Below are 19,333 nucleotides of genomic sequence, written 5' to 3'. Positions count from 1 at the left end.
GCGGAACACGCGGTGCTGCCGCAGGCAGCTCAGCTATCGCGGGCCAGCCGGGCGATCTCGCGCCGCGCGGCCTCCGCGGCCGCGCGGGTCACCGAGGTCGTGCTGACGGCATGCCGCCCTGCCGCGGCCGCTGCCGCCATCGCGGCAGCACGAGCAGAGGAGTCCGCCGCCGCCGGCACTTTCGCCATCGCCTCGGCGCGCAGCTGCGCGCGGTGAGCACGGTCGCGGTCAAGCTGCTCCAGCTCAAGCGTTCGTTCGCGGGCCCGGTCGAGCAGCATCGGCGGCTCGTCGACGGGGATGGGTTTAAGCAGCCAGGCCAGGTAGGCGTAGGGGTCGCGGGGCCGGTCGAAGATCTTGCGACCGGAGAGGTAGACCTGGTCGAGGGCGGCGTGGACGTCGTCGACTGTCCAGCCGCCGTCGACCGCGCGACGGGTCAGGACGGCCGCTAGCCCTTGAGGGCCCAGTTGCCGTAGCCAGAGCGGAAAGCGTTCGTCAGAGCGGCATCTGGAGGCCAGCAGCAGGGCCCTGGGGTCGTAGGAGCGCGCTGTTCGGCGAGCCCGCTTCGTGTCCTTGCCGCGCGGAGCGCGTCTTTCGATCACGTTTTGTGTGGGAGTGATTGAGCTGAATCGTGAGAGAGAAAGAGAACCTCCGCTACGCGTAGGTGGGGTGCCAAAACCCTGGTGGAGGATGGATTCGAGGAGTGCGTTATCCACAGGGAAGAGCGGGGATTCGTGCAAGGCGGACACCGCTGCCCAGCCGCGGGCCTTGTCGTCGCGCCGCCAGGAATCCAGGCGCTCGAGCAGTGTTCGTTGGCGGCCGCGGAATACAACTGTGCGGGTGCCGAATACGGCGACGAGGCGCCTGCATCGGTGGACCGTGGATTCGCTGCGCCGGGTGAGGGTCTGGAGCGAGCGGACCGTCACCCGGCTGTTGCGGCCGGTGCTGTAGTCGGCGCCGGCGGACTCGCCGAGCAGGTACAGCTCGAACGTGCGGCGGCCGACAGACTCGCACCGGCCCGCGGCACGCAGGTCGGTGTAGTGCAGGTCGTAGAGCGCGAGGTTGTGCGCGACCCAGCGGGACCGTGACCACCAGCAGGCTTGGACCTGGTCGTAGGCAGCGTCGGGCAGCGCGAGCCGCAGTGGCGGAATCGCGATAGGAAGCGTGGCCACGGCGTTCTTCGCAACTCGGCCGCGACTTCGGATGGTGTGTTTGCGCTGGTCAGGATAGGTAGGCGCGCTTTGCACATTCCAAAGCGCGTGTCCACACACAACCTTGTGTGTGCGTGCGTTATCCTGAGACTTGCTCCGCATGAGCTAGTCCCTCTATGAGGCGAGACACAACCCCTGGCGGCCAGGCCGGGGGTTTTCTCGCGTTTATGGGGTTTGTTGAGTGCAGGCTCAGTGCGCTGCTGTCAATCTCCCTGTCGCGATCCTCCTTCGAGGTAGTTGTACGGGTCGCAAGGTCCTACTGGGAAGCGTTCGCGCCCAGGCGATGTCACGCAGCGTGTGGGTGTTCAGCTGGCGAGCTGGAGCTGCTCAGGTGTCTTGGTCCTCTTCGACACCTTCAACTCCCGCGTCAGAGCCGACTCGAAGTAGGCACGGTAGGTCATACCGAGCCGCTTCGCTTCTGCTTTGACGGCGGAGAGCAGCGCCTCATCGATCTCGACTAGCTGGGGCTTTCCGCGTACCGCGCTCATACCCGTTATATAACTCGATCGCTCCAGCTGCTGTACAAACGACACGCCGCAGGAGCCCCTCCCATGCGGATCGATTGGCAATCCGCATCATTCGGTTCGGCATGTGCCAGATCGAAGAATGCTTTGGAACCACGCTATCCACCTGCAGGAAGAAGTCGGCCGGTGTAGCCAGCCGACACCAGCCGGTTGTATGCCTCGTCCACCTCGTCAGGAACGTGTTGTGCAGCCGCCCAGCCACGCTCGGCATAGACCCAGATCCGCTGAGTGTCTCCGACGAGCATGGTGATCACCCGGTCGACATCGCCGATTGAGCGCACGTAATCGTCCAGGGAGAGCGGGAGAGACGAACAGAGCACCTCGACACCGGGCCACCTTTTACGGCAGATCGCGAAGCTACGGCGCTGCTGGTACGGCCGCGAGATCAGCATCACCGACCGGATCTGACTTAAGTCGCCGCGCTGCTGCAGTGCCGCCCGAGTGAAGTCGATGTTCTCGCCTGTGTTGGTCGCGTTGGGTTCCACCAGGATTGCGCTGTCGGGAACACCCCGACCGACGGCGTGCTCACGGTAGTGGACCGCCTCACCCCGAGGGAAACGATCAACAGTCGTTGGTGCGTTCGCGCCGGTGAAAACGACGAGCGGGAACATCCCCTGGTGGTAGAGATCAGCGGTATGGGTAGCGACACCCAGATCGTGGCTTCCAAGCCCGATCCCGACGTCAACGGGATGCACTTCCTGGGCGAGCTGGTTGTAGTCCCAGAGCGTTTCGACCTCAGCCCGGAGGTGGTCAGGGATAGTCGTCAACGGCATGGTTCGTCCTCACTCTGGAAGGTCGAAGCTGTAGGTCCAGGCGAATCGAGATGCAGCGTGGACTCCGCGGGCGAACTCGACCAGGGTGTCGTCAGCGGTATAAGTCTGACGCGTCAGCACCATAACCGGTTCGCCGGCGGGAAGATTCAGTTGCTCGGTCTCGTCGGGTGTCGGCATCCGAGCGAAGATTGTCTCGGTCATGTGGTCAGGCTCGAAACCCTGCAAGGTCAGAACGGCGAAGCCGCCGCCACGCCCGGCTGGCCCGGGAGTCGGGTCGACTAACGGCGTGCCAGCGACGTGGGCTGGCAGGTAGTAGCTCGTCAGGGTGTGTGTTGGCTGGTCAGCGTCTTTCACGAGCCGGGCACGCTCATACACGAGGCTGCCTGGTGCCAGACCGAACGCCTCGGCGACCTGGCTGTCGGCCTCGACCAGCTGAACCGTCTGCGTCTGGTCCGTGAGCTGCCATGGGCGGCCGGACGCCTCCCGGTCAGCCACGAAAGCCACGGTGTCGCCGAACTTCCACTTCTTCTTCGAGTACCGATCGGCGCCCAGACGGCGCATAGGCGGCCGCTCACGAACCACGGTGCCCCGCCGCCTGATCGGCGTCACGAGGCCTTCCGATTCCAGAAGGTTGATCGCCTGGCGCACGGTCTTGATGTTGACCGCGTAGCGCTCAGCCAGCTCGTCCTGCTTGGGCAACGTCGCACCAGGCGCGTATTCGCCCTGCTGGATCGCAGTGCGGAGACTCGCTGCCAACTCCCGGTATCCGCCGATAGCCGCCATCGCCGTACTCCTTCCTTCTCGCCTCGTTAAGAGTAGCCATAACTCTCTTGGCCACACCGGGCCATCAATACAGCCGGTTCTATTGACGATACTCCTCGCCGGTGCTCAAATAGAGCTACCTCTATTACGGCAAGGGAGTAGATGTCGTGACAAATCCGCAGATGCGCAGGGACGCAGACGCACACGAGCTGATCCGGTTGTCCGCAGGTGCTGCCCTGGTGGGCGTCCATTCGCGAACGCTCCGGCGGTGGATCGACCAGGGCAAGCTGAGCGGCTGGCGTATGGCGTCGAACCACATTCACGTCAGTCGCGCCGAGGTCCTCAAGCTGGCCACCCCGATGGCCTCGCCTGGCCTGGGAGTCGCCGACGAGACCGATGATTCGGCGGTGGGACGATGAACATCCCCTCCACCTGGTCGCGCGACATCTGGCGTCGCGCAGCAGCTCCCACCATTCCCGCGGTGTACATCACTGACGGGCACATGGTCAGCGAGGCCACCGAGCACCACGCCGATCTGATGGGGTCGGACCGCTGGGTCGTCGACTACCTGCCGGGCCGTCACCTGACCCGCGCGCAGGCCAAGGCGGCCTTGCAGATCGCGATCGCTCCGGACAAGCCGGAAGTCGAGCGCTGGTCGGCCGCACTCGGATTGACCAGCGCCGAAGCGCTCGGCTACCTCGCCATGTCGGTGGGGGCGTGACCGCGATGAGCCTCACCTTCACCACCGGCAAGGGCGTGACCATCGCCGTCGGACACCTCTACACCGACATCTACCGCGACGGCGCCCGCGTGCTGCTGGTCACCGACATCGCCGCTCCCACCATCGATTCGAAGGGCCGCGCGCACGCGAAGGTCTCCTACCGGGTAGTCGTGCGCGAGGGTGCGCGGATCACCTCGGCGCGGGTGCAGCGCATCGACGCTGACCGCCTGACCGATCCCAAGCTCTACGCCCGGGTGACCGACCCCAAGCTGGCCGCCCGGGTGCGGGAGGTGCGGGCATGAGGCGCCGTACTCGCTACGTCGACCTCTACATCCCGGTCGGCCCCGGGTCGGGCGGCAACACCGTGGCCGCGATCTTCACCGTGCTCGGCGTGGTGATCGGGTTCGCGCTGCTGGTGATGGCCGCGGTCGTGCTGGCCTTCCCGAGCACGGACTACACCTCGGTGACCTCGACGCCGGTCGGGGGTCAGCGATGAACGCTCAGACCTTCATCGACCCGGCCGTTTTCACCGACCGGGCGTGCAGCGGAACCGGCCAGGAGACGTTCTTCCCGGACCCGAGCAAGCGCTCCCAGCGCAGTCCGGCCGTGCGGTTGTGCCAGGCCTGCCCGGTGCTTCAGCTGTGCGCGGCCTACGCGGTGCCGCTGGTCGAGGACAGGGCCATCGCCGAGTGCGTGATCGCCTCGGTGTACGTGCCGAGCAGCGTCAGCAACGCCCACTACAACCGCGTCCGCACGGCCGCGATCGCGCAGCTGAAAGCCATCGCCGCCGAGGTGACGGACCTGGGCGAGGTGGCTGCGTAATGGCGACCGAGACCGCCGGAGTGCGGGTGTTCCAGCTGGTCCGCGACATCGACGTCACCGGTTTCTCCGGGGTCGGTGTGGTCGCGGACGGCGTGATCTGGCCCGACGGTGCGGTCTCGATGCGCTGGCGCGGCGCGGTCCGCACGACGGTCGAGGCCCAGCGCCTGGCCGATATCGAACTCATCCACGGCCACGGCGGTGCGACTCGCGTCGTGCTGGTGGCCGATCTCATGGAAGGCGTCCTCTGATGGACCGCAGTGTGAAAGCTCCCCGTGGTAGCAGCGGAGACGAGTCCTGGACGCCGCTCATCGCGGTCGGTACCGGGTTCGGCCTGGTCGAGGCCGGTGGAGTCTCGATGCGGATCGGTGCCGCGCTCTACGGCGGTCCCGTTCAGGATGTCCCGCTCAACCCGGCCGCCATCGCGATCGGGTTGGCCACCGAGCAGCTGCACTGGAGCTACGCCGCGACCGGTGGCGCGGCCACCCTGATCGCCGGCACCGCCGTGACGGTCGCGGGCGGCGTGTGGGCGTGGACAGCAGCGTGCGAGAAGTGCCGCGACCTGCTCGACCAGCGCCGCGGCCGCAAAGCCCAGCGCCGGGCCCGCAAGGAGACCATCGACGACCGCGCGAAGTTCATGGCGCGCGGCCGCGAGCTGGCCGACATGGGCCGCAAGGCCATTACCGCCAAGGCCGCCAGCCTGAAAGTGCAGCTCGGCGAGGACGACGAGCCGGGTGTGCTGATCGGGCGTGCGGTCGTCGACGGCTCGGAGCTGTTCGCCTCCTACGAGGATCTGCACGTCGACATCTGGGGTCCACGCCAGGGCAAGTCCACCTCCCGCGTGATCCCGGCTGTGCTGGACGCCCCCGGACCGGTGGTGGCCACCTCGAACAAGCGCGACGTCGTCGACGCGACCCGGGCGCTGCGCATGGAGCGCACGGGTGGCCGGTCGTGGGTGTTCGACCCCCAGGGCGTGGCCGCCGAGCCGGTGAGCTGGTACTGGGATCCGATCGAGTGGGTGCGGGGAACCGACGACGGTGTCGGCGCCCAGGAGCGCGCCGCCGAGCTCGCCGGGCACTTCGCCGACGGCGGTGAAAGCACCTCCAAGGACTCATTTTTCGAGCCCGAGGGTGAGGACCTGCTCGCCGGGCTTTTCCTGGCGTGCGCGATCGCGAAGCGCCCGATCACCCAGGCGTTCGCGTGGGTGACCAAGTTCGACAACACCGAGCCGGTCGAGATCCTCGACGCCGCCGGGTACGAGCTGCTCGCCGGCGCGCTGTCGGATCAGTACCAGGCTCCGGAAAAGCAGCGCTCCGGTGTGTTTTCGACCGCCAAGAAGATGGCCAGCTGCCTCAAGTACAGCCGGGTCCGGCCGTGGGTGACCCCTCCGGAGCAGGGCGAGGCACCGCGCGAGGCCTTCGATGTCGATGCGTTCGTCACTTCCCGCGACACGTTGTTCCCGCTCTCGCGGGAGGTCAAGGGCTCGGCGGGCCCGCTGGTGACCGCGCTGTGTGCGGCGATCGCGGGCGCCGGTGAGCGTGAGGGCACCCGCAGCCCGGGCGGGCGTCTGCAGGTTCCGCTGCTGATGGTGCTCGATGAGGCCGCCAACATCGTGCGCTGGCGGGATCTGCCCAAGCAGTACAGCCACTTCGGCTCGCGCGGGATGGTCGTGATGACGGTCCTGCAGTCGTGGGCCCAGGGCGTGCGCTGCTGGGGCGAGGACGGCATGAAGGCGCTGTGGTCGGCCGCGAACGTGAAGGTCCTCGGCTCCGGCCTGGACGACGCGAACTTCCTGCGTGACCGCTCGGCGCTGGTCGGTGACCACTACGAGCTGGTCAACGCGGTCTCGCGCAGCCCCCAGGGCGGCCGGTCGACCTCGACCTCGCGGGTCACCGAGCGCACCCTCACCGAGTCCGACCTGGCCGCGATCCCGCGCGGGCGCGCGGTGGTGTTCAGCGCCGGTCGTCGCGCCGTGCTGATCGAGACCGTGCCGTGGATGGCCCGCCCCTACGCCGCCCAGGTCTCCAAGGCCATCAAGGACGCCGAGAGCCGCACCGCCGCACAGGTTTCCGATCCCAAGTCCGCACGTGCGCGTCTGCGCATCGTGCCCACCGATGAGGAAGGCAAAACTGCATGACCACGACCGAGAACACCACCGTGATCCCCGCCGACCACACCACCGACGGCGAGCTGCTCGGCACCGCGGCCACGGCCGCCGCCGCGATCGTCCCGCAGATGGACCTGTCCGAGGCCGTCGAGGTCGCGATCCGCAAGGCGGTGACCAGCCAGCTCGCCGCGAAGGCCAAGACCGTCGCCGAGGGCGTGCTGGGCGAGCTGCTCACCGATGAAGTCCTCGCCGGGATGCGGGAGACCGCGATCCTCGAAGCCACCATCGCGATCGACCCGGTCCCGACTGTCGAGCCTGAGCCCGAGCCAGAACCTGCCGCCGAAGCGCCGGCCGCCGAAGAGGCGGAAGGGGAGGAGCCTGCACCGCAGCTGCGGTTCGAGAACGCGCGCGAGTTCGTCGAGAGCTACGTCGTACAGGTCTACGCCCGCGAAGTCATCGTGCGCGGTAGCGAGCAGCGTCTGCGTTGGTGCCCGCAGTGGTGGGAGCACGCCGAGGTCATGGCGCGGATGGAGGTGCTGTGGCGGGCGTTCGAGCACCTGCGCCAGGGCAAGGGCACCGAGCCGAGCGAGTTCTGGCTGCTGCACCTGGACCCGCACATGTCCCGCATCCTCGACACCGAAGGCCCGTTCAAGTACTGCTCGGTCGCCGGTGGGCACACAGAGAAGCTCCAGCCGCTGCCCATCGGCGACGACGCGCCCGCGGTTACCTTCCCGTCGGGCTACTACGAGCGGCCCTCGGGCCTGGTCGTGCGTGAGCCCTGGCCCACCAAGTCCATGGAAGTGCCCCCGACCTGGGAGCTTTCGTGACCGAGCAGACCGAAGGGCCGCGCAGCTGGGTCGCCGTCACCACCAAGCTGGAGTCGGTGATGGGTCCTGGCCGCAAGGCTGGGTCGTGGACCCAGTACTGCTGCCCAGTGCACGAGGCCGATGGGCGCCGGCACCGGCCGAGCTTGGGCGCGAAGTACCTCGCCGACGCTGAGCGCACGAAGATCGAGTGCTACGCGGGCTGCCCCGACACCGAGATCCTCGAGGTTCTCGGGTTGCAGGTCCGCGACCTCTACGACGCTCCCCGCTCCTCGGGTCGCGGTCGCAGCGCGCAGGCCCCGCAGCCCACCCGTGCACCGTCACGGGCCGAGCAGGCGATCGAGGCGGCCGGGCTGCCGCCCAAGTCCCACAAGCCTGACCTGGGCGCGCAGCGGTCGTCGTGGCGCACGACCGCGAGCTACTCCTACGTGCGCGCTGACGGCACCGTCGCCGGTGCGGTCCGTCGCCGCGAGGCTCGCTTCGACCGCGGCACGGACAAGGAATTCGTGCAGCGGTCGTGGGACCCGACGACGGGCTCATGGGCCAAGACCGGGTTCGACAAGATCCCCTACCAGCTGCCGCAGGTGCTCGACGCCATCGCTGACGGCGACCGAGTGATCTATGTGTGCGAAGGCGAAAAGGACGTTCTCGCAGCGGAGTCGGCCGGTCTGGTCGCGACGACGAACGCGGGCGGCGCCTTGAGCTGGACTGCCGAGCACGCTCAGTGGCTCAAGGGCGCACCGACGGTGATCATCGTCGTCGACCAGGACGCCGCGGGCTATCGCCGGGCCGAGAAAGTCATGTCCTCGCTGGTCGGGGTGGTCCCGCGTGTGCGGGTCGTCGGTGCGGCCACCGGCAAGGACCTTCACGACCACCTGCAGTGCGGTCACGAGATCGCCGATCTGGTGCCTGTTCCGGGCCTGGATCCCTTCACCCCTATCTCCGAGCCCACGCCGCCGGCGGCGGGCAGCAACGTCACTCCGGGAGGAACCCCTATGCCTGAATACCTGCTCATGCCCTCTGGCGATGCCCCGGCGCAGCATTCCGACGACCTCGACAACATGGGCATGCAGTGGCGAATGTTCATGCAGGCGCTGATGCAGAAGGTGTTCGAGGCGGTCAGCGAAGCGATCGAGCAGAAGATCCGCTACGACGAGATGAAAGCTCAGCTCGCCGAGGAAGAACGCCGCAAGGCCGACGCCGAGCAGGCCGCCGCGCGGGCAACGGCCGAGGCCCGGTTGCGCAAGCTGCGCGAGAAGGGCCTGCACAACGCCTCGCGGACCGAGATCGTCGAGGCGGTGCGCGATGCCGCGGCCTGGGCGGGTGACTCGGATTTCGCCAAGCAGTCGCTGGAAGATCTCGCCGCCCACGTCGAGAAGCGTTACGGCCTCCGTATCGACGCCAGCACGGGAACGGTCACCCCGTCGGCACAGGCCGAAGAGGCGCCGGAACTGGTTGTGGCGTTGCGCCAGGCCGAGATCGGGCGCGCTGATCAGGCCCGGCTGCGGATCGCGCAAGACCGGATGGTGCAGATGATCGCCGCCCAGGCCGAGCTCGCCGATGAGGTGAAAGAGGAGCTCTACGGCGAGATCGCCAAGTGGGTCGACCACCCGACGCCCAAGCAGCTCGACCTGCTCAGCAAGAAGCTGAAGGCCTCCGGCCTCGGTGAGGAGACCACCACCGCGATGCGCCTGGTCGCGGTGTATCTCGGCCAGCCCGGCCGGGTGGTGCCGCTTGGGCAGCTGGGTGAGTACGAGTCGGCGGTGGCGACTCGCGAGCTGCGTCGACTGCCCGAGGCGCTGGTCTCCCACGGAGAAGAGGCCAAGGCGCGGGTCGACGAGCTGCTGGTGCGCTACCAGGATGCGCTGCGGGTCGGCGGGCCGACGGCGTCGCTGCGGGAACGTCTCTCCGAGACGGTCGCGGTGATGGACTCCGAAGATCAGCAGCTCGCCCGCGAACGCGGCATCGCGATCCGGTCGGATCCGACCGCGAAGTTCACCAAGCTGTGGCCGGATCACGTCGACCGTGACGAGCTGACCAGCGCGGTGCGGGTTTACGCCACCGTGGCACCCAAGGCCGATCTGGCTGCGGGCCAGGCCGCCGCCGAGGGGAAGACCGCCGATCCGGACGCTGCCGCGCTGGCGAAGCGCGCTGCGGTGCACCGCAAGACGATCGAGAAGGCGCTCGACAAGGGGAAGGGCTTGCACGACCTGGAGCGTGATCAGCTGCGGTTGATGCTCGCCGATGTCGAGGCGGGCAAGTCGGTGATGCCGGAACTGATGTGGCTCGACGAGCGCACCGCCGCCTCGGTCGATCGGGAGAGGTCCGAGCGGATCGCGCAGCAGACCGCGCGCACCACCGAGCGCCAGGCCGAACAGATCCTCGAATCGGGAGCGACGCCGGTCGGTGCTGCCCGTCGGTCTGGAGTGGAACTGAAGCGGGTGATCGACGCGCATACCCAGCTCGCGGCGGGGCGGGCCGGCCTGCCCGACGTCGAGCAGTCCGGCCGCCTCGAACAGCTCGACGCCAAGCTGCAGACCCTGCGCGTACCCGAGGGAGTGCGCCACCGGCTGCACCATCACCTCGACCAGGGCGCCGGAGACGCTTCTGTCGTCGGCAAGCAGGCCCGCCGGATCGCGGAGGTCTGGGCCGAGCGCCGCGATGCCGTCGTCGAGGCGAACTCGGCCAAGCCGCAGGCCACACCCGGCTACGACACCGAGGCTCGGCGTGCCCAGATGGCACGCGATCTGCAGTCGGCGGGCCTGAGCCCGGCCAAGGTCGCGCAGCGGATGGCCGCCGACGCCGGTGCCGCCCACCCCGCGTCTGCGGCGACCCAGCGCAGCGCGGCGGGCAAGAAGCGCACCACCCGGCACGGAGCCGGTGTGCAGCGCACCCATCACCGAGGCAAGGGCCAGGGCCCGTCGCTGGGCCGCTGAGGACCCCGGGGGGACCTGCAATGACTGAGCTCGACATCTACCCGTGGATGGCTGCGCCCTCGCACCTGAAGACCCGCCGCCAGCTTCGCGCGGCGGGTCTTCGCCCCAACGGCCAGGAGCCCGCCGCCGTGATGCGACGGATGCGACGCGGCCGCGAGGTGACCGCCTACCTCTACGACGTCGCGAAAGCGGCCCCGAAGCGCACCGCCTCCCCAGCCCAGCTGCTCGCCGTCGCCAAAGCCGTGCGGGCACACCAGATCCGCGCTGCCGAACGGCGCGGGCTGTCTGCCACCGACCTCGACGCCGCCGGAGATCCCGGCCCGGCGTGGACAACTGAGAAGGGAAACACCATGTCCGACAACACCGAAACCGCCGAAGCCGCCGCCGAGATCGCCACGATCCTGGCCAAGGTCGACCAGCTCGCCGCCGATGGCGCCATCCCCACCCACCTGGCGCAGACAGTGCACGCCGCTGTCGACGCCGGCGAGCTGCCCATGCCGGAGCAGCTGGGTGTCCCGACCGGGCCAGGACAGCAGCTGGCGTATCTGTTTGCGGCGGAGGCCCTCGCTGCGGCCGATCGTCGACGAGTGCTGATTGCCGAACGAGATGAGGCGATCACCGCGGCCGACCCCGAGCACGCGGCCGACCTCAGCGCGGAACGGGCCGCCGAGCTCGCCGCGGTGGAGCAGGGTCTAGGCGATGACTCCCGGATGTGGTGGCGCGACCAGTTCGCCACGGTCGACGCTCTCACCACTTCGCTGACCTGGCACGAGGAGTCTGATGTGGCGGCCGCGACGCTGACCAAGATCCGGGATTCGTTCGAGTCCTCGTGGGGTGTGGTCATCGACGTGCAGGACCGGAGCGTGAGCATCGATCCCGGTTTCGACCCGGCGGCCAACCAGGCACTCGCCGAAGCCGCGGCCTTGTGGGCGCGCGAGTCCACAGTGGTGGACTTCGTCTCCTCGCTCCCGCTGAACGCGTCGGCGAAGGCTGAGGTCCTGGCCGCGGTCTCGACGTGGCGGGGCGAGAGCCTGCCCGGTGAAGATCCCGGTGCGCACTTGACCGACGCCGGCGCCCGGCGAGCCCAGCTCGCCGCCGACCTCGCCGCAGTGAAGATGTCGCCCGGCCAGCGCAGCGAGATCGAGTTCGTCGTCGACTACCTGCGCGGTGATGTGACCGGAGTTGATCTGCTGGCGACCCCGGTCTACGTCGATCCCGGTGAGGAGATGCGCGGCCGCGCCGCGAAGCTGTTGGAAGGATTCGCGACCGGCACGGTCGACGGCTCCGACATCGCCGAGCAGATTTCGGTGATGACCCAGCCCGACCAGGAGACCCTGCGCGGGCTCGGTCGGGCGTTGCACGCGGGCGCCGCCACCGAGGAATCGTTGCGGGTGTGGCCGGAGTACGTCGATCGCGAGATCCTCTCCGCCCAGCTCGCCGCCTACGTCGACGACCACGCGGCCTTCCGCGAGGCAGCCGTCGACGCGGTCACCTCCCGCAACGTCGGCGCGGACATGGCGATGGCGGTGTCCTACGCCGCATCTCGGCGGGACTGGCTCGACGACGCGGTCGACGGCAGAGGCCTCGCGGTGTTGGAGCAGGCGCAGCTGCGGCTCACTATCGACGACATCGAGGCGGGACGGATCACCCGCGCCCAGGATCTGCCCGAGCTGATGTGGGTCGACGAGCGCTCCAAACTGCAGGTCGACCAGCAGCGCACGACCACCGCCGCCCGCGAGCTCGCCGACGGGAAGAAGGAGATGATCACCGCGCTGCTGGCGGGCGCGGATCTGACCGGTGGGAAGGACAATCACCTGCCGTACACCACCTCCGCGGTAGCCGAGACGTTCTACACCGTCGCCGTGGGTGCCCCGCAGGGCGTTGACGAGCAGGTCAAGCGGTTCAAGGCCCAAACCGAGCAGCTCGGCCGCGAGCTGCGCTCCGCGCGCGCCGGAGCCGATGTACGGACCGGGGTGCAGCAGGTGGTGGACTCGGGTATCCAGTCCGCCTGGCAGCTGGGCCAGGCCGCCGCCAAGCGTGGAGCGGGATGGAAGACCAAGATCGGCGGGGCCATCGCCACCCGCGACCACAAGCTGGCCCGCCAGGCCGCGGTGGACGCGACCGCCAGCCACACCCCCTCTGCCCGCGACCGGGCGTGCCGGAATCGCCCCGAACGGTCCGCTGCTGCCGCACGGGCGGCGGCCGAACCTGCGCGAGTGGGCGGGCGCCGCAACTTCCGCGGAGAAGGGATCGAGCGGTGACCGAGCAGGAGACCGTCGACCTGTACGTGATCGCCCGCCTCGACGACATCGACAACGTCGCGGTCGCGGATCTGTTCACCACCGAGCTGTTCTTCACACCGGACGGGACGCTCGACGGCCGCGGCGTGGGGTCCTGGTGGGAGTCGGTCTCGACCACTCACGGCGAGCCGGTGACCCTCGAAGCCCTCGACGGCACCCTCGCTACTTGTGGCTACGTCCGGATCGGAGAGTGGCGCAAGCGGGTTACCGCCGCGGGGAAGATCCGGTTCTTCGCTGACGCGGTCACCCGGTTGGAGGCCCTCCACTCCTGAGCACGAGATAGCGGTGAGCCCCAGAGCGTTTCGGCTCTGGGGCTCACCGGTGTCTCGAGTAGGACTACACCGAGAACAGCAGGACCAGTAGGACCGCACCGACGCCGACCATGACCGCCAGCGTGATCAGCTGCCGGTGCAGCGGTGCGCGGATGCTGCGGGAGCGGGCCTGCTCGTTGTAACGGACCTGCAGATACGTGCGGAAGGCCTGCAGCTCGCCGGGAGTGATCGGTCCGGGCGCCGGCCGCGGCCGGTTCGGGCACGTCGGGGTGTAGTGCCAGGCGTAGAGGCATGTGCTGTTCCCGCACACGTACCGCAGCATGGTGGACCCCTTCTCCGCTGGTCGGGACGAGACGAGCGTAGGCGCCGACTACAAGATCACGCAGAAACTCCGGCGCCCGGGTGCTTGGCGACTGCGACAGCACCCTCGCCCGTGTCGAGCATCAGCTTGGCGAGGGTTTCGTCGTCGACCGGGTCTCCGGCGATGAGCACCGTGCCTTGTGTCTCGGTGTCTTCGGCGCGCAGTTGCATTCCCGGTTCGACCCAGCTCAGCAGGGCGCGCGGGACGTAGACGGCCGAGCCTTCGATGGCCTTGATGCCCTGCACGATCAGCTGGTCACCGTCGGTGTCATACAAGGCGGGACATCCGCCGGTTTCCGATCCGCAGCCGAGCAGACGCAGCATGGGCATGAGCCCTCCTCCAACCTTCGTGTGGTCACTCGGCTGTGATCGTTGCAGACCGTTCAGGCCGCGAAGTCGAACAGCGTCAATTCGTTGGCGGCCGCGGCGCGCTGTTCGGCGCGCTCGCGCATCGCGCAGGTCGGGCCGATACCCTCGGCGATCGACTTCGCCGACAGCAGCCAGCCACGGCACCGGCGGCAGTGGGCGACCAGCCTGACTTCGGGACGGTCAACGGAATCGGCCATGTCGTTCTCCTCCGGCCGGCGGGCATCATCAAGCTGACGATCGCACAGGGCACCGACACGGTGAATTACGTCGAGCGAGCTCTAGGACAGGTGGGAGTCCACGTCCATCCGCTGGTGCAGGATCCGGATGACCTCGATGTCGCCGTCGTCGTTGAGCCGGTAGTAGATGACGTGGGAGGCCGCGGCCGCGAGTTTGCGGTAGCCGGGGCGGATCTCGTCGCAGGCGCGGCCGACACCGGGGCGTGCGGCGGCGGTTTCGATCGCGGTCTGGATGCGGCGCAGGTAGACCTCGGCCCGGTCGGCGTCCCATGTCTTTTCGGTGTAGTCGTAGATGTCGTGCAGGTCGGTCTGGGCGGCCGGGGTGAGCAGGTAGCGGTTCACCGGCGCTTGCCCGCCAGGAAGGCGTCGAAGTCGAAGGGGGTGGCCGGGCCGGAGTTCTCGCCGTCGACGAGGGCCGCGCGCAGGGCGCGCAGCTGGGTCTCGCGGTCTTCGAGCAGGCGCAGCGCGGTGCGCACGACGTCGCTGGCCGAGCTGTAGCGGCCCGAGGCGACCTCGTCGGCGATGAATCCGGTGTAGTGCTCGTCGAGGCTGATCGAGGTGTTCTTGCCCATGACCTGCATGTTACCAATTTCTGGTAACAGTTGTGTTGTAGGTCTGATCCGGTCGGCCGCCGAGGCTGCTACAGCGAGCCGAGCGCGGCAATCTCCGCGGGGGTGCGCCGGAGAACCAGCAGAACCAGGTGCCAATGAGGGTTGGATTGCGTGTCGATCCAGTCGCTGGCGGCGGTGACCTCGAGCAGCACGCCGCGAACCGCGGCCCGCGCCGCATCGGTCATCGCGGATGCGGGGGAGTCGGTGGCGTCGAACTCGCGCATCCGCGCGGCCCGGATGGTGGCCGCCCAGCCGATCTGTTTGGGGGTGCCGGTGAGTTCCGGCCAACCGGCCCGGCGGGCTGATTCGAGGTTCGCGGTGTTGACGGCATCGTGCGCGCTCATTCAGCGATGGTGCATCGGTGGTCCGACAATTCCACGGCCGCAGGGGATCTGGCGGTATCGTCGGAACCTGGACGTCGTCGACGGCAGGGGACCGTGGTGAGCAGCTTGGCCGATCGCTATCTGGATCTGATCGCGGAGATGCAGCAGGTGGGATGGCATCCCGACCAGCAACGCCTCGATGAGATCGGCGCCGAGCTGGTCGAACTCGACCACCAGCTCCGGATCTCCGGCGCTACCGGTGCGGACTACGACCGGTTGGACAAGATGCGCGGTAGGGCGCACCGTCTGCTGTCGGAGGCCCGCAGCGATCATGACATCGCGTTGGCCGTCGCCGAGGCCGCTCGGAAGCGGGAGGCTCACGATGCTGCGTACCCGACCATCCTGAGCCCACAGCGAGACGCGCTCGACGACTGGTCGGGCAACGCTCTCGAGCGTGCCCTGCGCGAGCGCGCGCGTGGCTACGACCGAGAACGGTGAACCACCTACCACGTCGGCATCCGTCAGCGGGGGCGGCAGGCAGTGATCCCGGCGCCGCGGTGACAGCGGAAATATGCCTTCACCTCGCCTTTTTCGAGTGAATCCGACCGGCGATTCCGGGGTGTGGTTCCTGCTGCGGGCCAGTACGGTACCGGCCCATGGCCCGTCGTAAACCGAGCATCCCCGAGCGGGCGCAGCTGGCCCGCGCTGCTGTGGAGTACATCGAGCACCACGCCATGCGGGAGCCGGATCAGGAGCCCTACGATTTGGCGTTCCGAGGTCTCGGCAAGATCGTCTGGCTGCACGCGCAAAGCCGCGACGGGATTGCCGCCTACGCCGCGAAGTGCTGGCGCACCGGCGAGGAACCGTACGCCGGGATGAGCCCGGCCGACCTCGAGGACGCCGAGCGCGGCCGCCAGGAGCAAGCGCGGCACAACCGCGCCGTCGCAGCCCAGACCAACCGGCGCATCGCCACCCGGATCGACGTCATCGACCAGACCAGCACCCGCTGCACGGCGCCGACGAAGACCGGGCGGCCGTGCAGCATCGAGCCACTCGCCGGCCGCAACCGGTGCCACGTGCACGCGACCGACTTGCAGTGCGGCGCGGTCAAGACCAACGGGCAGCGCTGCGCGATCCCGACCGGCGGCCGCGGCCCGTGCGCGAAGCACGAGAGCGAAGTCAGTTCGTGATGAGGTAGTCGACGACGGCGGGCCCGGTGACAGCCAGACCGGAGTCCAGTACGCCGGTGCGGTAGGTCTCCCAGTCGGCGAGCTTGGGCTGATCGCGCTCGGCGCCACGGTGGGCCATGCGTTCCCGGATCTTGGTGGGGTCGGTGCCGACCCACACCGTGCGGATCGCGGCGTCGCCGCCGGCGATCGTGCGGATGTAGTCGCTGAGCTGCTGTCCTTGTTCGCCGGCGGCGTTGATGTAGCCGAGGAACGGGGCATCGACGATGACCGGGCAGCGGCGGGCGATGGTGACGGCCTGCTGGACCAGCGCGGCGTAGAGGTGCGGGGACACGACGCGGCGGTAGAGGTCGCTGTCGCGGTCGTGCGGGTTGCCGGTTAGCTCGGCCATCACCGACTCCTCGAGCCGCGGGGCGAAGGTGTCCTTGTCGAGCACGACCGGGTCGACCAGTTCGGCCAGCAGCCGGGTCGCGGTGGTCTTGCCCGCAGCTGGGAATCCGCAGACCACGGTGACGCCGGTGGCCGCGTGGGCGGCCAGCTCACGCAACGCCTGGTGCGCCGTCGCCGAGAACGTCACCGGGACAACGGGTCCGGGCATCACGCGAGTCCCCAGACGGGGTGCGGGATCAGCCTCACGTCGGCGCGGCCGGGAAGGCCCGCGGCGAGGCATTCCTCGCAGGTGATGTCGCGTTCTGGCTCTTCGGCCGGTTCGAGCAGTGGATGCCGTCGGATCCACTGCTCCAGCTCGTCGGGGTGCAGCAGCATCTGCTGTGCGGTGCCCGCGTCGCGTGGGTCGCGCAGCGTGGCCCACGCCGTCGTCTCGTAGTGCGGGTGCAGACTGGTCTCCGGCGGGCGGTAGCAGTGCTCGACGTGCTCGATCCGCAGGATCAGTCCGTCGCCGGGGCCGTCGACGTCGATCTCCTCACCGGCCCGCGGCGGCATCGGGGTGTGGCAGTAGAACTGGATGAGGGAGTTGTCGTCGTCGTATCCCTCCGGTTGCGGCACGTCGAAGACGACCTGAAACCGGGTCCATCCCACCGGAACGCTCATATTCGACCACCCCTCTGACTGGTCTCCCATGTCATGGGGCACAGGCTATCTCGCCAACTCTCGATCACCGAGCACTCTCGGCGATCGAGAGTTGGGCTGGCTACTTGTCGGCCAGCGGGATGCGACCTGCGGCCTGCTCGGCGGTCAGAAGGTTGATAAAGGCCGAGCAGCTGATCAGCACGTATCGAGCGAGCGCCTGGGTGATGAGTTCGGAAGGCACCGAGTCGCCACCGTGACGAATGCCGTTCTCGTCACTGGTCCAGCCGTAGAACTTCGACCATGCATCCAGAAGGGCGGGGTGCGTGAAACCCCCGATCCTCTTCAACTTCTTCACCGCCGCGCCGAGCGTCTGCTCGCCGGTGACCGGAGCAAGGAACGCCTCGACCGCGCTAATCGACTCCTTGATCGAGTTCGGATAGTCCGGCTGCGCGCGATCGGCGAGGAGCCTCAACGCATTCTGCAGGTGGTGCGCCACAGAGTGGCTCTGGGCGGTCAGCGCGACTTCGATCTCTGAAAGCTCGTGATCGTCAGCGATCGGCACCACTTGGCCCGCAACCACCCGGTATCCCGCCAAGTACCTTTCCAGCACGTCGTTGAACGCTTTGACCGCGTTCGCGCTGTGATCGAGCGCGACAAACGCCTCGATAAGGTCGTACACCAGGTACCACTCGTTGGTCAGAATCCATGCCTTGACTTCGTCGGGGAACCGGCGGTCGTTGAACTGATCCACCTCCCGCTCCATCAGGTCTGTCCAGATCGCATAGAGATGGTCGGACCTGGCCATCATGCTGAAAGAGCCGACGTAGTAGTCATGGGTGACATTCCACAGCTGCTTGCGGAGAGCGTCGTCCATGCTTTCGATCTGCACCACAGACCTAACTGGAACCAGACCATGGCGTTCGGAGAAGCGCATCAGCAGATCATCCCTGAACCGCCCGACACGATGATCGTCCGATTACCTCGATTGCTACGAGAGCCCCGCCACTCGCTAGTCCTCGGCTGGCCTGGTAGGCCCTCACTCCATCGGGGACGATCTTGAGGTCTTCAGTTGAGCCGACCGCGGGCGCGCTGCAGCTCGTAGATGGTGGCCCGGTCTTCGTCGTCGGCGAGGCCGCGGATTTCGCGGTCGGCCAGGCGCAGCTCGGCGACGGTGATCTCCCGGTCGATCGATCACGAGATGAATGAGGCACCCACCAGGGATAGTGGGTGCCTCATTCATGTCGAATTGGGTCAGCTGCGGAGGGCGATCCACCCGAATGCCATCTGCCCGGACTGGAACGCTTGCACGAAGTCCGCCAGCGTGACGAAGTGTTCGCCGGGGACGTAGGCGGTGGTCACGCCCAGTGCGATCCCGCGCCGGCGCAGGATCGCTGAGCGCAGTTCGGGCGGCTGGCTGACGTCGAAGTCCCAGCTCTGCCCGATCTGCTCAAGCGCTACCCGGAGCAGCCCGCTCGGCTGGAACTGCGCGTAGGCATCCGGGACCGGGTTACGCGCGTCGATACCGCTCAGGCCGAATTGGTCGCGGTACTGGCTCACCGTGGCCACCGACCACTGTGGATCCTTGCGCAGGATCACCTGCTCCAACGATGGATTCAGCAACGCCGCGGGCATCGGGTCCGGTCGGCCGTTGACCTCGGTCGGCACCAGCGCGGTCTGTGTGTTGTGGGTCAGGTGGAACTGGGTGGTCACCCCGACCAGGCCCTCGTTCCATCCTGGCGCCTGGCAGCGCGTGTGGTGCAGCGTCGCGGACGCCAGGACGGCGATGTCGTTGACCACCAGAGCCGGGACCTCCTCGCCGAACGGACGGCCGCAGGTCTGGCAGTCCATCGGCCAGAGGTTCGCGGCGATCTGCCACAGCGCGTCGGCGCCGACGCGGTCCTTGATGTCTTTGTTGACCCTGAACGGGAAAACGGATGTGCCACCGGGCATAGCTCGGCCCCCTTCTGTCGAG

General features: G+C 68.1%; 28 protein-coding genes. 14 read left to right on the top strand and 14 right to left on the bottom strand.

Annotation, left to right across the window (positions count from 1 at the left end; genetic code table 11):
- Positions 1-29: 29 nt before the first annotated feature.
- The 4 genes from ACIO52_RS31920 to ACIO52_RS31905 all read right to left on the bottom strand — a co-directional run bounded on the left by ACIO52_RS31920 (position 30) and on the right by ACIO52_RS31905 (position 3,288).
- Positions 30-1,169, bottom strand: coding sequence for a hypothetical protein (locus tag ACIO52_RS31920; protein ID WP_402649125.1), 1,140 nt, complete (start codon positions 1,167-1,169; stop codon positions 30-32).
- A gap of 344 nt (positions 1,170-1,513) precedes the next feature.
- The gene (locus tag ACIO52_RS31915; protein ID WP_402649122.1) at positions 1,514-1,696 is read right to left on the bottom strand and encodes a hypothetical protein; all 183 of its coding nucleotides are present in this window, start codon (positions 1,694-1,696) and stop codon (positions 1,514-1,516) included.
- Positions 1,697-1,830: 134 nt separating this feature from the next.
- On the bottom strand, positions 1,831-2,505 hold the full coding sequence (locus ACIO52_RS31910) for a YdcF family protein (RefSeq protein WP_402649119.1): 675 nt from the start codon (positions 2,503-2,505) through the stop codon (positions 1,831-1,833).
- Between the two features lie 9 nt (positions 2,506-2,514).
- Positions 2,515-3,288 carry a GntR family transcriptional regulator gene (locus ACIO52_RS31905; protein WP_402649117.1) on the bottom strand — a complete coding sequence of 258 codons (774 nt, stop codon included), beginning with the start codon at positions 3,286-3,288 and terminating at the stop codon, positions 2,515-2,517.
- Between the two features lie 146 nt (positions 3,289-3,434).
- Here ACIO52_RS31905 and ACIO52_RS31900 point away from each other — a divergent pair, with 146 nt between their 5' ends.
- The 11 genes from ACIO52_RS31900 to ACIO52_RS31850 are packed head-to-tail and all read left to right on the top strand — an operon-like array spanning position 3,435 to position 13,246.
- Positions 3,435-3,686, top strand: a complete 252-nt coding sequence (locus ACIO52_RS31900; RefSeq protein ID WP_402649114.1) for an excisionase family DNA-binding protein — start codon at positions 3,435-3,437, stop codon at positions 3,684-3,686.
- Positions 3,683-3,988 carry a hypothetical protein gene (locus ACIO52_RS31895; protein WP_402649112.1) on the top strand — a complete coding sequence of 102 codons (306 nt, stop codon included), beginning with the start codon at positions 3,683-3,685 and terminating at the stop codon, positions 3,986-3,988. Before ACIO52_RS31900 ends, ACIO52_RS31895 begins: the two co-directional genes overlap by 4 nt.
- Positions 3,985-4,290 carry a hypothetical protein gene (locus ACIO52_RS31890; protein WP_402649109.1) on the top strand — a complete coding sequence of 102 codons (306 nt, stop codon included), beginning with the start codon at positions 3,985-3,987 and terminating at the stop codon, positions 4,288-4,290. Before ACIO52_RS31895 ends, ACIO52_RS31890 begins: the two co-directional genes overlap by 4 nt.
- Positions 4,287-4,484 carry a hypothetical protein gene (locus ACIO52_RS31885; protein ID WP_402649106.1) on the top strand — a complete coding sequence of 66 codons (198 nt, stop codon included), beginning with the start codon at positions 4,287-4,289 and terminating at the stop codon, positions 4,482-4,484. Before ACIO52_RS31890 ends, ACIO52_RS31885 begins: the two co-directional genes overlap by 4 nt.
- On the top strand, positions 4,481-4,810 hold the full coding sequence (locus ACIO52_RS31880; protein WP_402649104.1) for a WhiB family transcriptional regulator: 330 nt from the start codon (positions 4,481-4,483) through the stop codon (positions 4,808-4,810). Before ACIO52_RS31885 ends, ACIO52_RS31880 begins: the two co-directional genes overlap by 4 nt.
- Positions 4,810-5,058, top strand: coding sequence for a hypothetical protein (locus ACIO52_RS31875; RefSeq protein ID WP_402649101.1), 249 nt, complete (start codon positions 4,810-4,812; stop codon positions 5,056-5,058). Before ACIO52_RS31880 ends, ACIO52_RS31875 begins: the two co-directional genes overlap by 1 nt.
- A complete protein-coding gene (locus ACIO52_RS31870; RefSeq protein ID WP_402649098.1) occupies positions 5,058-6,944 on the top strand; it encodes a type IV secretory system conjugative DNA transfer family protein in 1,887 nt (628 codons plus the stop codon). Before ACIO52_RS31875 ends, ACIO52_RS31870 begins: the two co-directional genes overlap by 1 nt.
- Complete coding sequence (locus ACIO52_RS31865; RefSeq protein WP_402649095.1) at positions 6,941-7,741, top strand: DUF4913 domain-containing protein; 801 nt, start codon at positions 6,941-6,943, stop codon at positions 7,739-7,741. Before ACIO52_RS31870 ends, ACIO52_RS31865 begins: the two co-directional genes overlap by 4 nt.
- Complete coding sequence (locus ACIO52_RS31860) at positions 7,738-10,674, top strand: toprim domain-containing protein (RefSeq protein WP_402649092.1); 2,937 nt, start codon at positions 7,738-7,740, stop codon at positions 10,672-10,674. Before ACIO52_RS31865 ends, ACIO52_RS31860 begins: the two co-directional genes overlap by 4 nt.
- A gap of 20 nt (positions 10,675-10,694) precedes the next feature.
- Positions 10,695-12,935 carry an RRQRL motif-containing zinc-binding protein gene (locus ACIO52_RS31855; RefSeq protein ID WP_402649089.1) on the top strand — a complete coding sequence of 747 codons (2,241 nt, stop codon included), beginning with the start codon at positions 10,695-10,697 and terminating at the stop codon, positions 12,933-12,935.
- Positions 12,932-13,246 (top strand): hypothetical protein, encoded by a 315-nt coding sequence (locus tag ACIO52_RS31850; RefSeq protein ID WP_402649087.1) that lies wholly within the window; start codon positions 12,932-12,934, stop codon positions 13,244-13,246. Before ACIO52_RS31855 ends, ACIO52_RS31850 begins: the two co-directional genes overlap by 4 nt.
- Positions 13,247-13,310: 64 nt before the next feature.
- Here ACIO52_RS31850 and ACIO52_RS31845 read toward each other — a convergent pair whose 3' ends face one another.
- The 6 genes from ACIO52_RS31845 to ACIO52_RS31820 all read right to left on the bottom strand — a co-directional run bounded on the left by ACIO52_RS31845 (position 13,311) and on the right by ACIO52_RS31820 (position 15,166).
- A complete protein-coding gene (locus tag ACIO52_RS31845) occupies positions 13,311-13,568 on the bottom strand; it encodes a hypothetical protein (protein WP_402649084.1) in 258 nt (85 codons plus the stop codon).
- A gap of 56 nt (positions 13,569-13,624) precedes the next feature.
- Entirely contained in the window at positions 13,625-13,930 is a 306-nt protein-coding gene (locus tag ACIO52_RS31840) for a hypothetical protein (protein WP_402649081.1), read from the bottom strand.
- A gap of 59 nt (positions 13,931-13,989) precedes the next feature.
- A complete protein-coding gene (locus tag ACIO52_RS31835; protein ID WP_402649078.1) occupies positions 13,990-14,172 on the bottom strand; it encodes a DUF6011 domain-containing protein in 183 nt (60 codons plus the stop codon).
- An 81-nt stretch (positions 14,173-14,253) separates the two neighbouring features.
- The gene (locus ACIO52_RS31830; RefSeq protein ID WP_402649075.1) at positions 14,254-14,553 is read right to left on the bottom strand and encodes a type II toxin-antitoxin system RelE/ParE family toxin; all 300 of its coding nucleotides are present in this window, start codon (positions 14,551-14,553) and stop codon (positions 14,254-14,256) included.
- Complete coding sequence (locus tag ACIO52_RS31825) at positions 14,550-14,783, bottom strand: type II toxin-antitoxin system ParD family antitoxin (protein ID WP_402649072.1); 234 nt, start codon at positions 14,781-14,783, stop codon at positions 14,550-14,552. The genes ACIO52_RS31830 and ACIO52_RS31825 overlap by 4 nt, the downstream gene beginning before the upstream one ends.
- A gap of 68 nt (positions 14,784-14,851) precedes the next feature.
- Positions 14,852-15,166 carry a hypothetical protein gene (locus ACIO52_RS31820; RefSeq protein ID WP_402649069.1) on the bottom strand — a complete coding sequence of 105 codons (315 nt, stop codon included), beginning with the start codon at positions 15,164-15,166 and terminating at the stop codon, positions 14,852-14,854.
- Positions 15,167-15,262: 96 nt separating this feature from the next.
- Here ACIO52_RS31820 and ACIO52_RS31815 point away from each other — a divergent pair, with 96 nt between their 5' ends.
- Entirely contained in the window at positions 15,263-15,643 is a 381-nt protein-coding gene (locus ACIO52_RS31815) for a hypothetical protein (RefSeq protein WP_402649066.1), read from the top strand.
- A gap of 158 nt (positions 15,644-15,801) precedes the next feature.
- Positions 15,802-16,335, top strand: a complete 534-nt coding sequence (locus tag ACIO52_RS31810; protein WP_402649063.1) for a hypothetical protein — start codon at positions 15,802-15,804, stop codon at positions 16,333-16,335.
- On the opposite strand, the gene ACIO52_RS31805 is transcribed toward ACIO52_RS31810, so the two are convergent.
- The 3 genes from ACIO52_RS31805 to ACIO52_RS31795 form a co-directional block, all read right to left on the bottom strand.
- The gene (locus ACIO52_RS31805; RefSeq protein ID WP_402649061.1) at positions 16,325-16,930 is read right to left on the bottom strand and encodes an AAA family ATPase; all 606 of its coding nucleotides are present in this window, start codon (positions 16,928-16,930) and stop codon (positions 16,325-16,327) included. The two genes, ACIO52_RS31810 and ACIO52_RS31805, sit on opposite strands and share 11 nt — an antisense overlap.
- Positions 16,930-17,382, bottom strand: coding sequence for a hypothetical protein (locus ACIO52_RS31800; RefSeq protein ID WP_402649058.1), 453 nt, complete (start codon positions 17,380-17,382; stop codon positions 16,930-16,932). The genes ACIO52_RS31805 and ACIO52_RS31800 overlap by 1 nt, the downstream gene beginning before the upstream one ends.
- A gap of 100 nt (positions 17,383-17,482) precedes the next feature.
- The gene (locus ACIO52_RS31795; RefSeq protein ID WP_402649055.1) at positions 17,483-18,295 is read right to left on the bottom strand and encodes an AbiJ-NTD4 domain-containing protein; all 813 of its coding nucleotides are present in this window, start codon (positions 18,293-18,295) and stop codon (positions 17,483-17,485) included.
- Between the two features lie 122 nt (positions 18,296-18,417).
- Between ACIO52_RS31795 and ACIO52_RS31790 the strand changes: the two genes are divergently transcribed.
- Positions 18,418-18,567 carry a hypothetical protein gene (locus tag ACIO52_RS31790; RefSeq protein ID WP_402649052.1) on the top strand — a complete coding sequence of 50 codons (150 nt, stop codon included), beginning with the start codon at positions 18,418-18,420 and terminating at the stop codon, positions 18,565-18,567.
- A 45-nt stretch (positions 18,568-18,612) separates the two neighbouring features.
- Here the strand turns inward: ACIO52_RS31790 and ACIO52_RS31785 are convergent.
- The coding region (locus ACIO52_RS31785; RefSeq protein ID WP_402649049.1) for a hypothetical protein at positions 18,613-19,333 on the bottom strand (721 nt) is incomplete at its 5' end.

It is taken from the genome of Nocardia sp. NPDC087230, assembly GCF_044744725.1.
Taxonomy (GTDB): domain Bacteria; phylum Actinomycetota; class Actinomycetes; order Mycobacteriales; family Mycobacteriaceae; genus Nocardia; species Nocardia canadensis.
Note: the sequence above shows the minus strand (reverse complement) of the source record. Positions and strands in the feature narration are given on the sequence as shown.

Bases quoted from the DNA above. Each gene is read 5' to 3' on its own strand.
- ACIO52_RS31915 (WP_402649122.1), bottom strand. From the start codon at position 1,696: ATGAGCGCGGTACGCGGAAAGCCCCAGCTAGTCGAGATCGATGAGGCG.
- ACIO52_RS31910 (WP_402649119.1), bottom strand. From the start codon at position 2,505: ATGCCGTTGACGACTATCCCTGACCACCTCCGGGCTGAGGTCGAAACG.
- ACIO52_RS31905 (WP_402649117.1), bottom strand. From the start codon at position 3,288: ATGGCGGCTATCGGCGGATACCGGGAGTTGGCAGCGAGTCTCCGCACT.
- ACIO52_RS31895 (WP_402649112.1), top strand. From the start codon at position 3,683: ATGAACATCCCCTCCACCTGGTCGCGCGACATCTGGCGTCGCGCAGCA.
- ACIO52_RS31885 (WP_402649106.1), top strand. From the start codon at position 4,287: ATGAGGCGCCGTACTCGCTACGTCGACCTCTACATCCCGGTCGGCCCC.
- ACIO52_RS31880 (WP_402649104.1), top strand. From the start codon at position 4,481: ATGAACGCTCAGACCTTCATCGACCCGGCCGTTTTCACCGACCGGGCG.
- ACIO52_RS31875 (WP_402649101.1), top strand. From the start codon at position 4,810: ATGGCGACCGAGACCGCCGGAGTGCGGGTGTTCCAGCTGGTCCGCGAC.
- ACIO52_RS31870 (WP_402649098.1), top strand. From the start codon at position 5,058: ATGGACCGCAGTGTGAAAGCTCCCCGTGGTAGCAGCGGAGACGAGTCC.
- ACIO52_RS31865 (WP_402649095.1), top strand. From the start codon at position 6,941: ATGACCACGACCGAGAACACCACCGTGATCCCCGCCGACCACACCACC.
- ACIO52_RS31855 (WP_402649089.1), top strand. From the start codon at position 10,695: ATGACTGAGCTCGACATCTACCCGTGGATGGCTGCGCCCTCGCACCTG.
- ACIO52_RS31845 (WP_402649084.1), bottom strand. From the start codon at position 13,568: ATGCTGCGGTACGTGTGCGGGAACAGCACATGCCTCTACGCCTGGCAC.
- ACIO52_RS31840 (WP_402649081.1), bottom strand. From the start codon at position 13,930: ATGCTGCGTCTGCTCGGCTGCGGATCGGAAACCGGCGGATGTCCCGCC.
- ACIO52_RS31835 (WP_402649078.1), bottom strand. From the start codon at position 14,172: ATGGCCGATTCCGTTGACCGTCCCGAAGTCAGGCTGGTCGCCCACTGC.
- ACIO52_RS31825 (WP_402649072.1), bottom strand. From the start codon at position 14,783: ATGGGCAAGAACACCTCGATCAGCCTCGACGAGCACTACACCGGATTC.
- ACIO52_RS31820 (WP_402649069.1), bottom strand. From the start codon at position 15,166: ATGAGCGCGCACGATGCCGTCAACACCGCGAACCTCGAATCAGCCCGC.
- ACIO52_RS31810 (WP_402649063.1), top strand. From the start codon at position 15,802: ATGGCCCGTCGTAAACCGAGCATCCCCGAGCGGGCGCAGCTGGCCCGC.
- ACIO52_RS31805 (WP_402649061.1), bottom strand. From the start codon at position 16,930: ATGCCCGGACCCGTTGTCCCGGTGACGTTCTCGGCGACGGCGCACCAG.
- ACIO52_RS31800 (WP_402649058.1), bottom strand. From the start codon at position 17,382: ATGAGCGTTCCGGTGGGATGGACCCGGTTTCAGGTCGTCTTCGACGTG.
- ACIO52_RS31795 (WP_402649055.1), bottom strand. From the start codon at position 18,295: ATGCGCTTCTCCGAACGCCATGGTCTGGTTCCAGTTAGGTCTGTGGTG.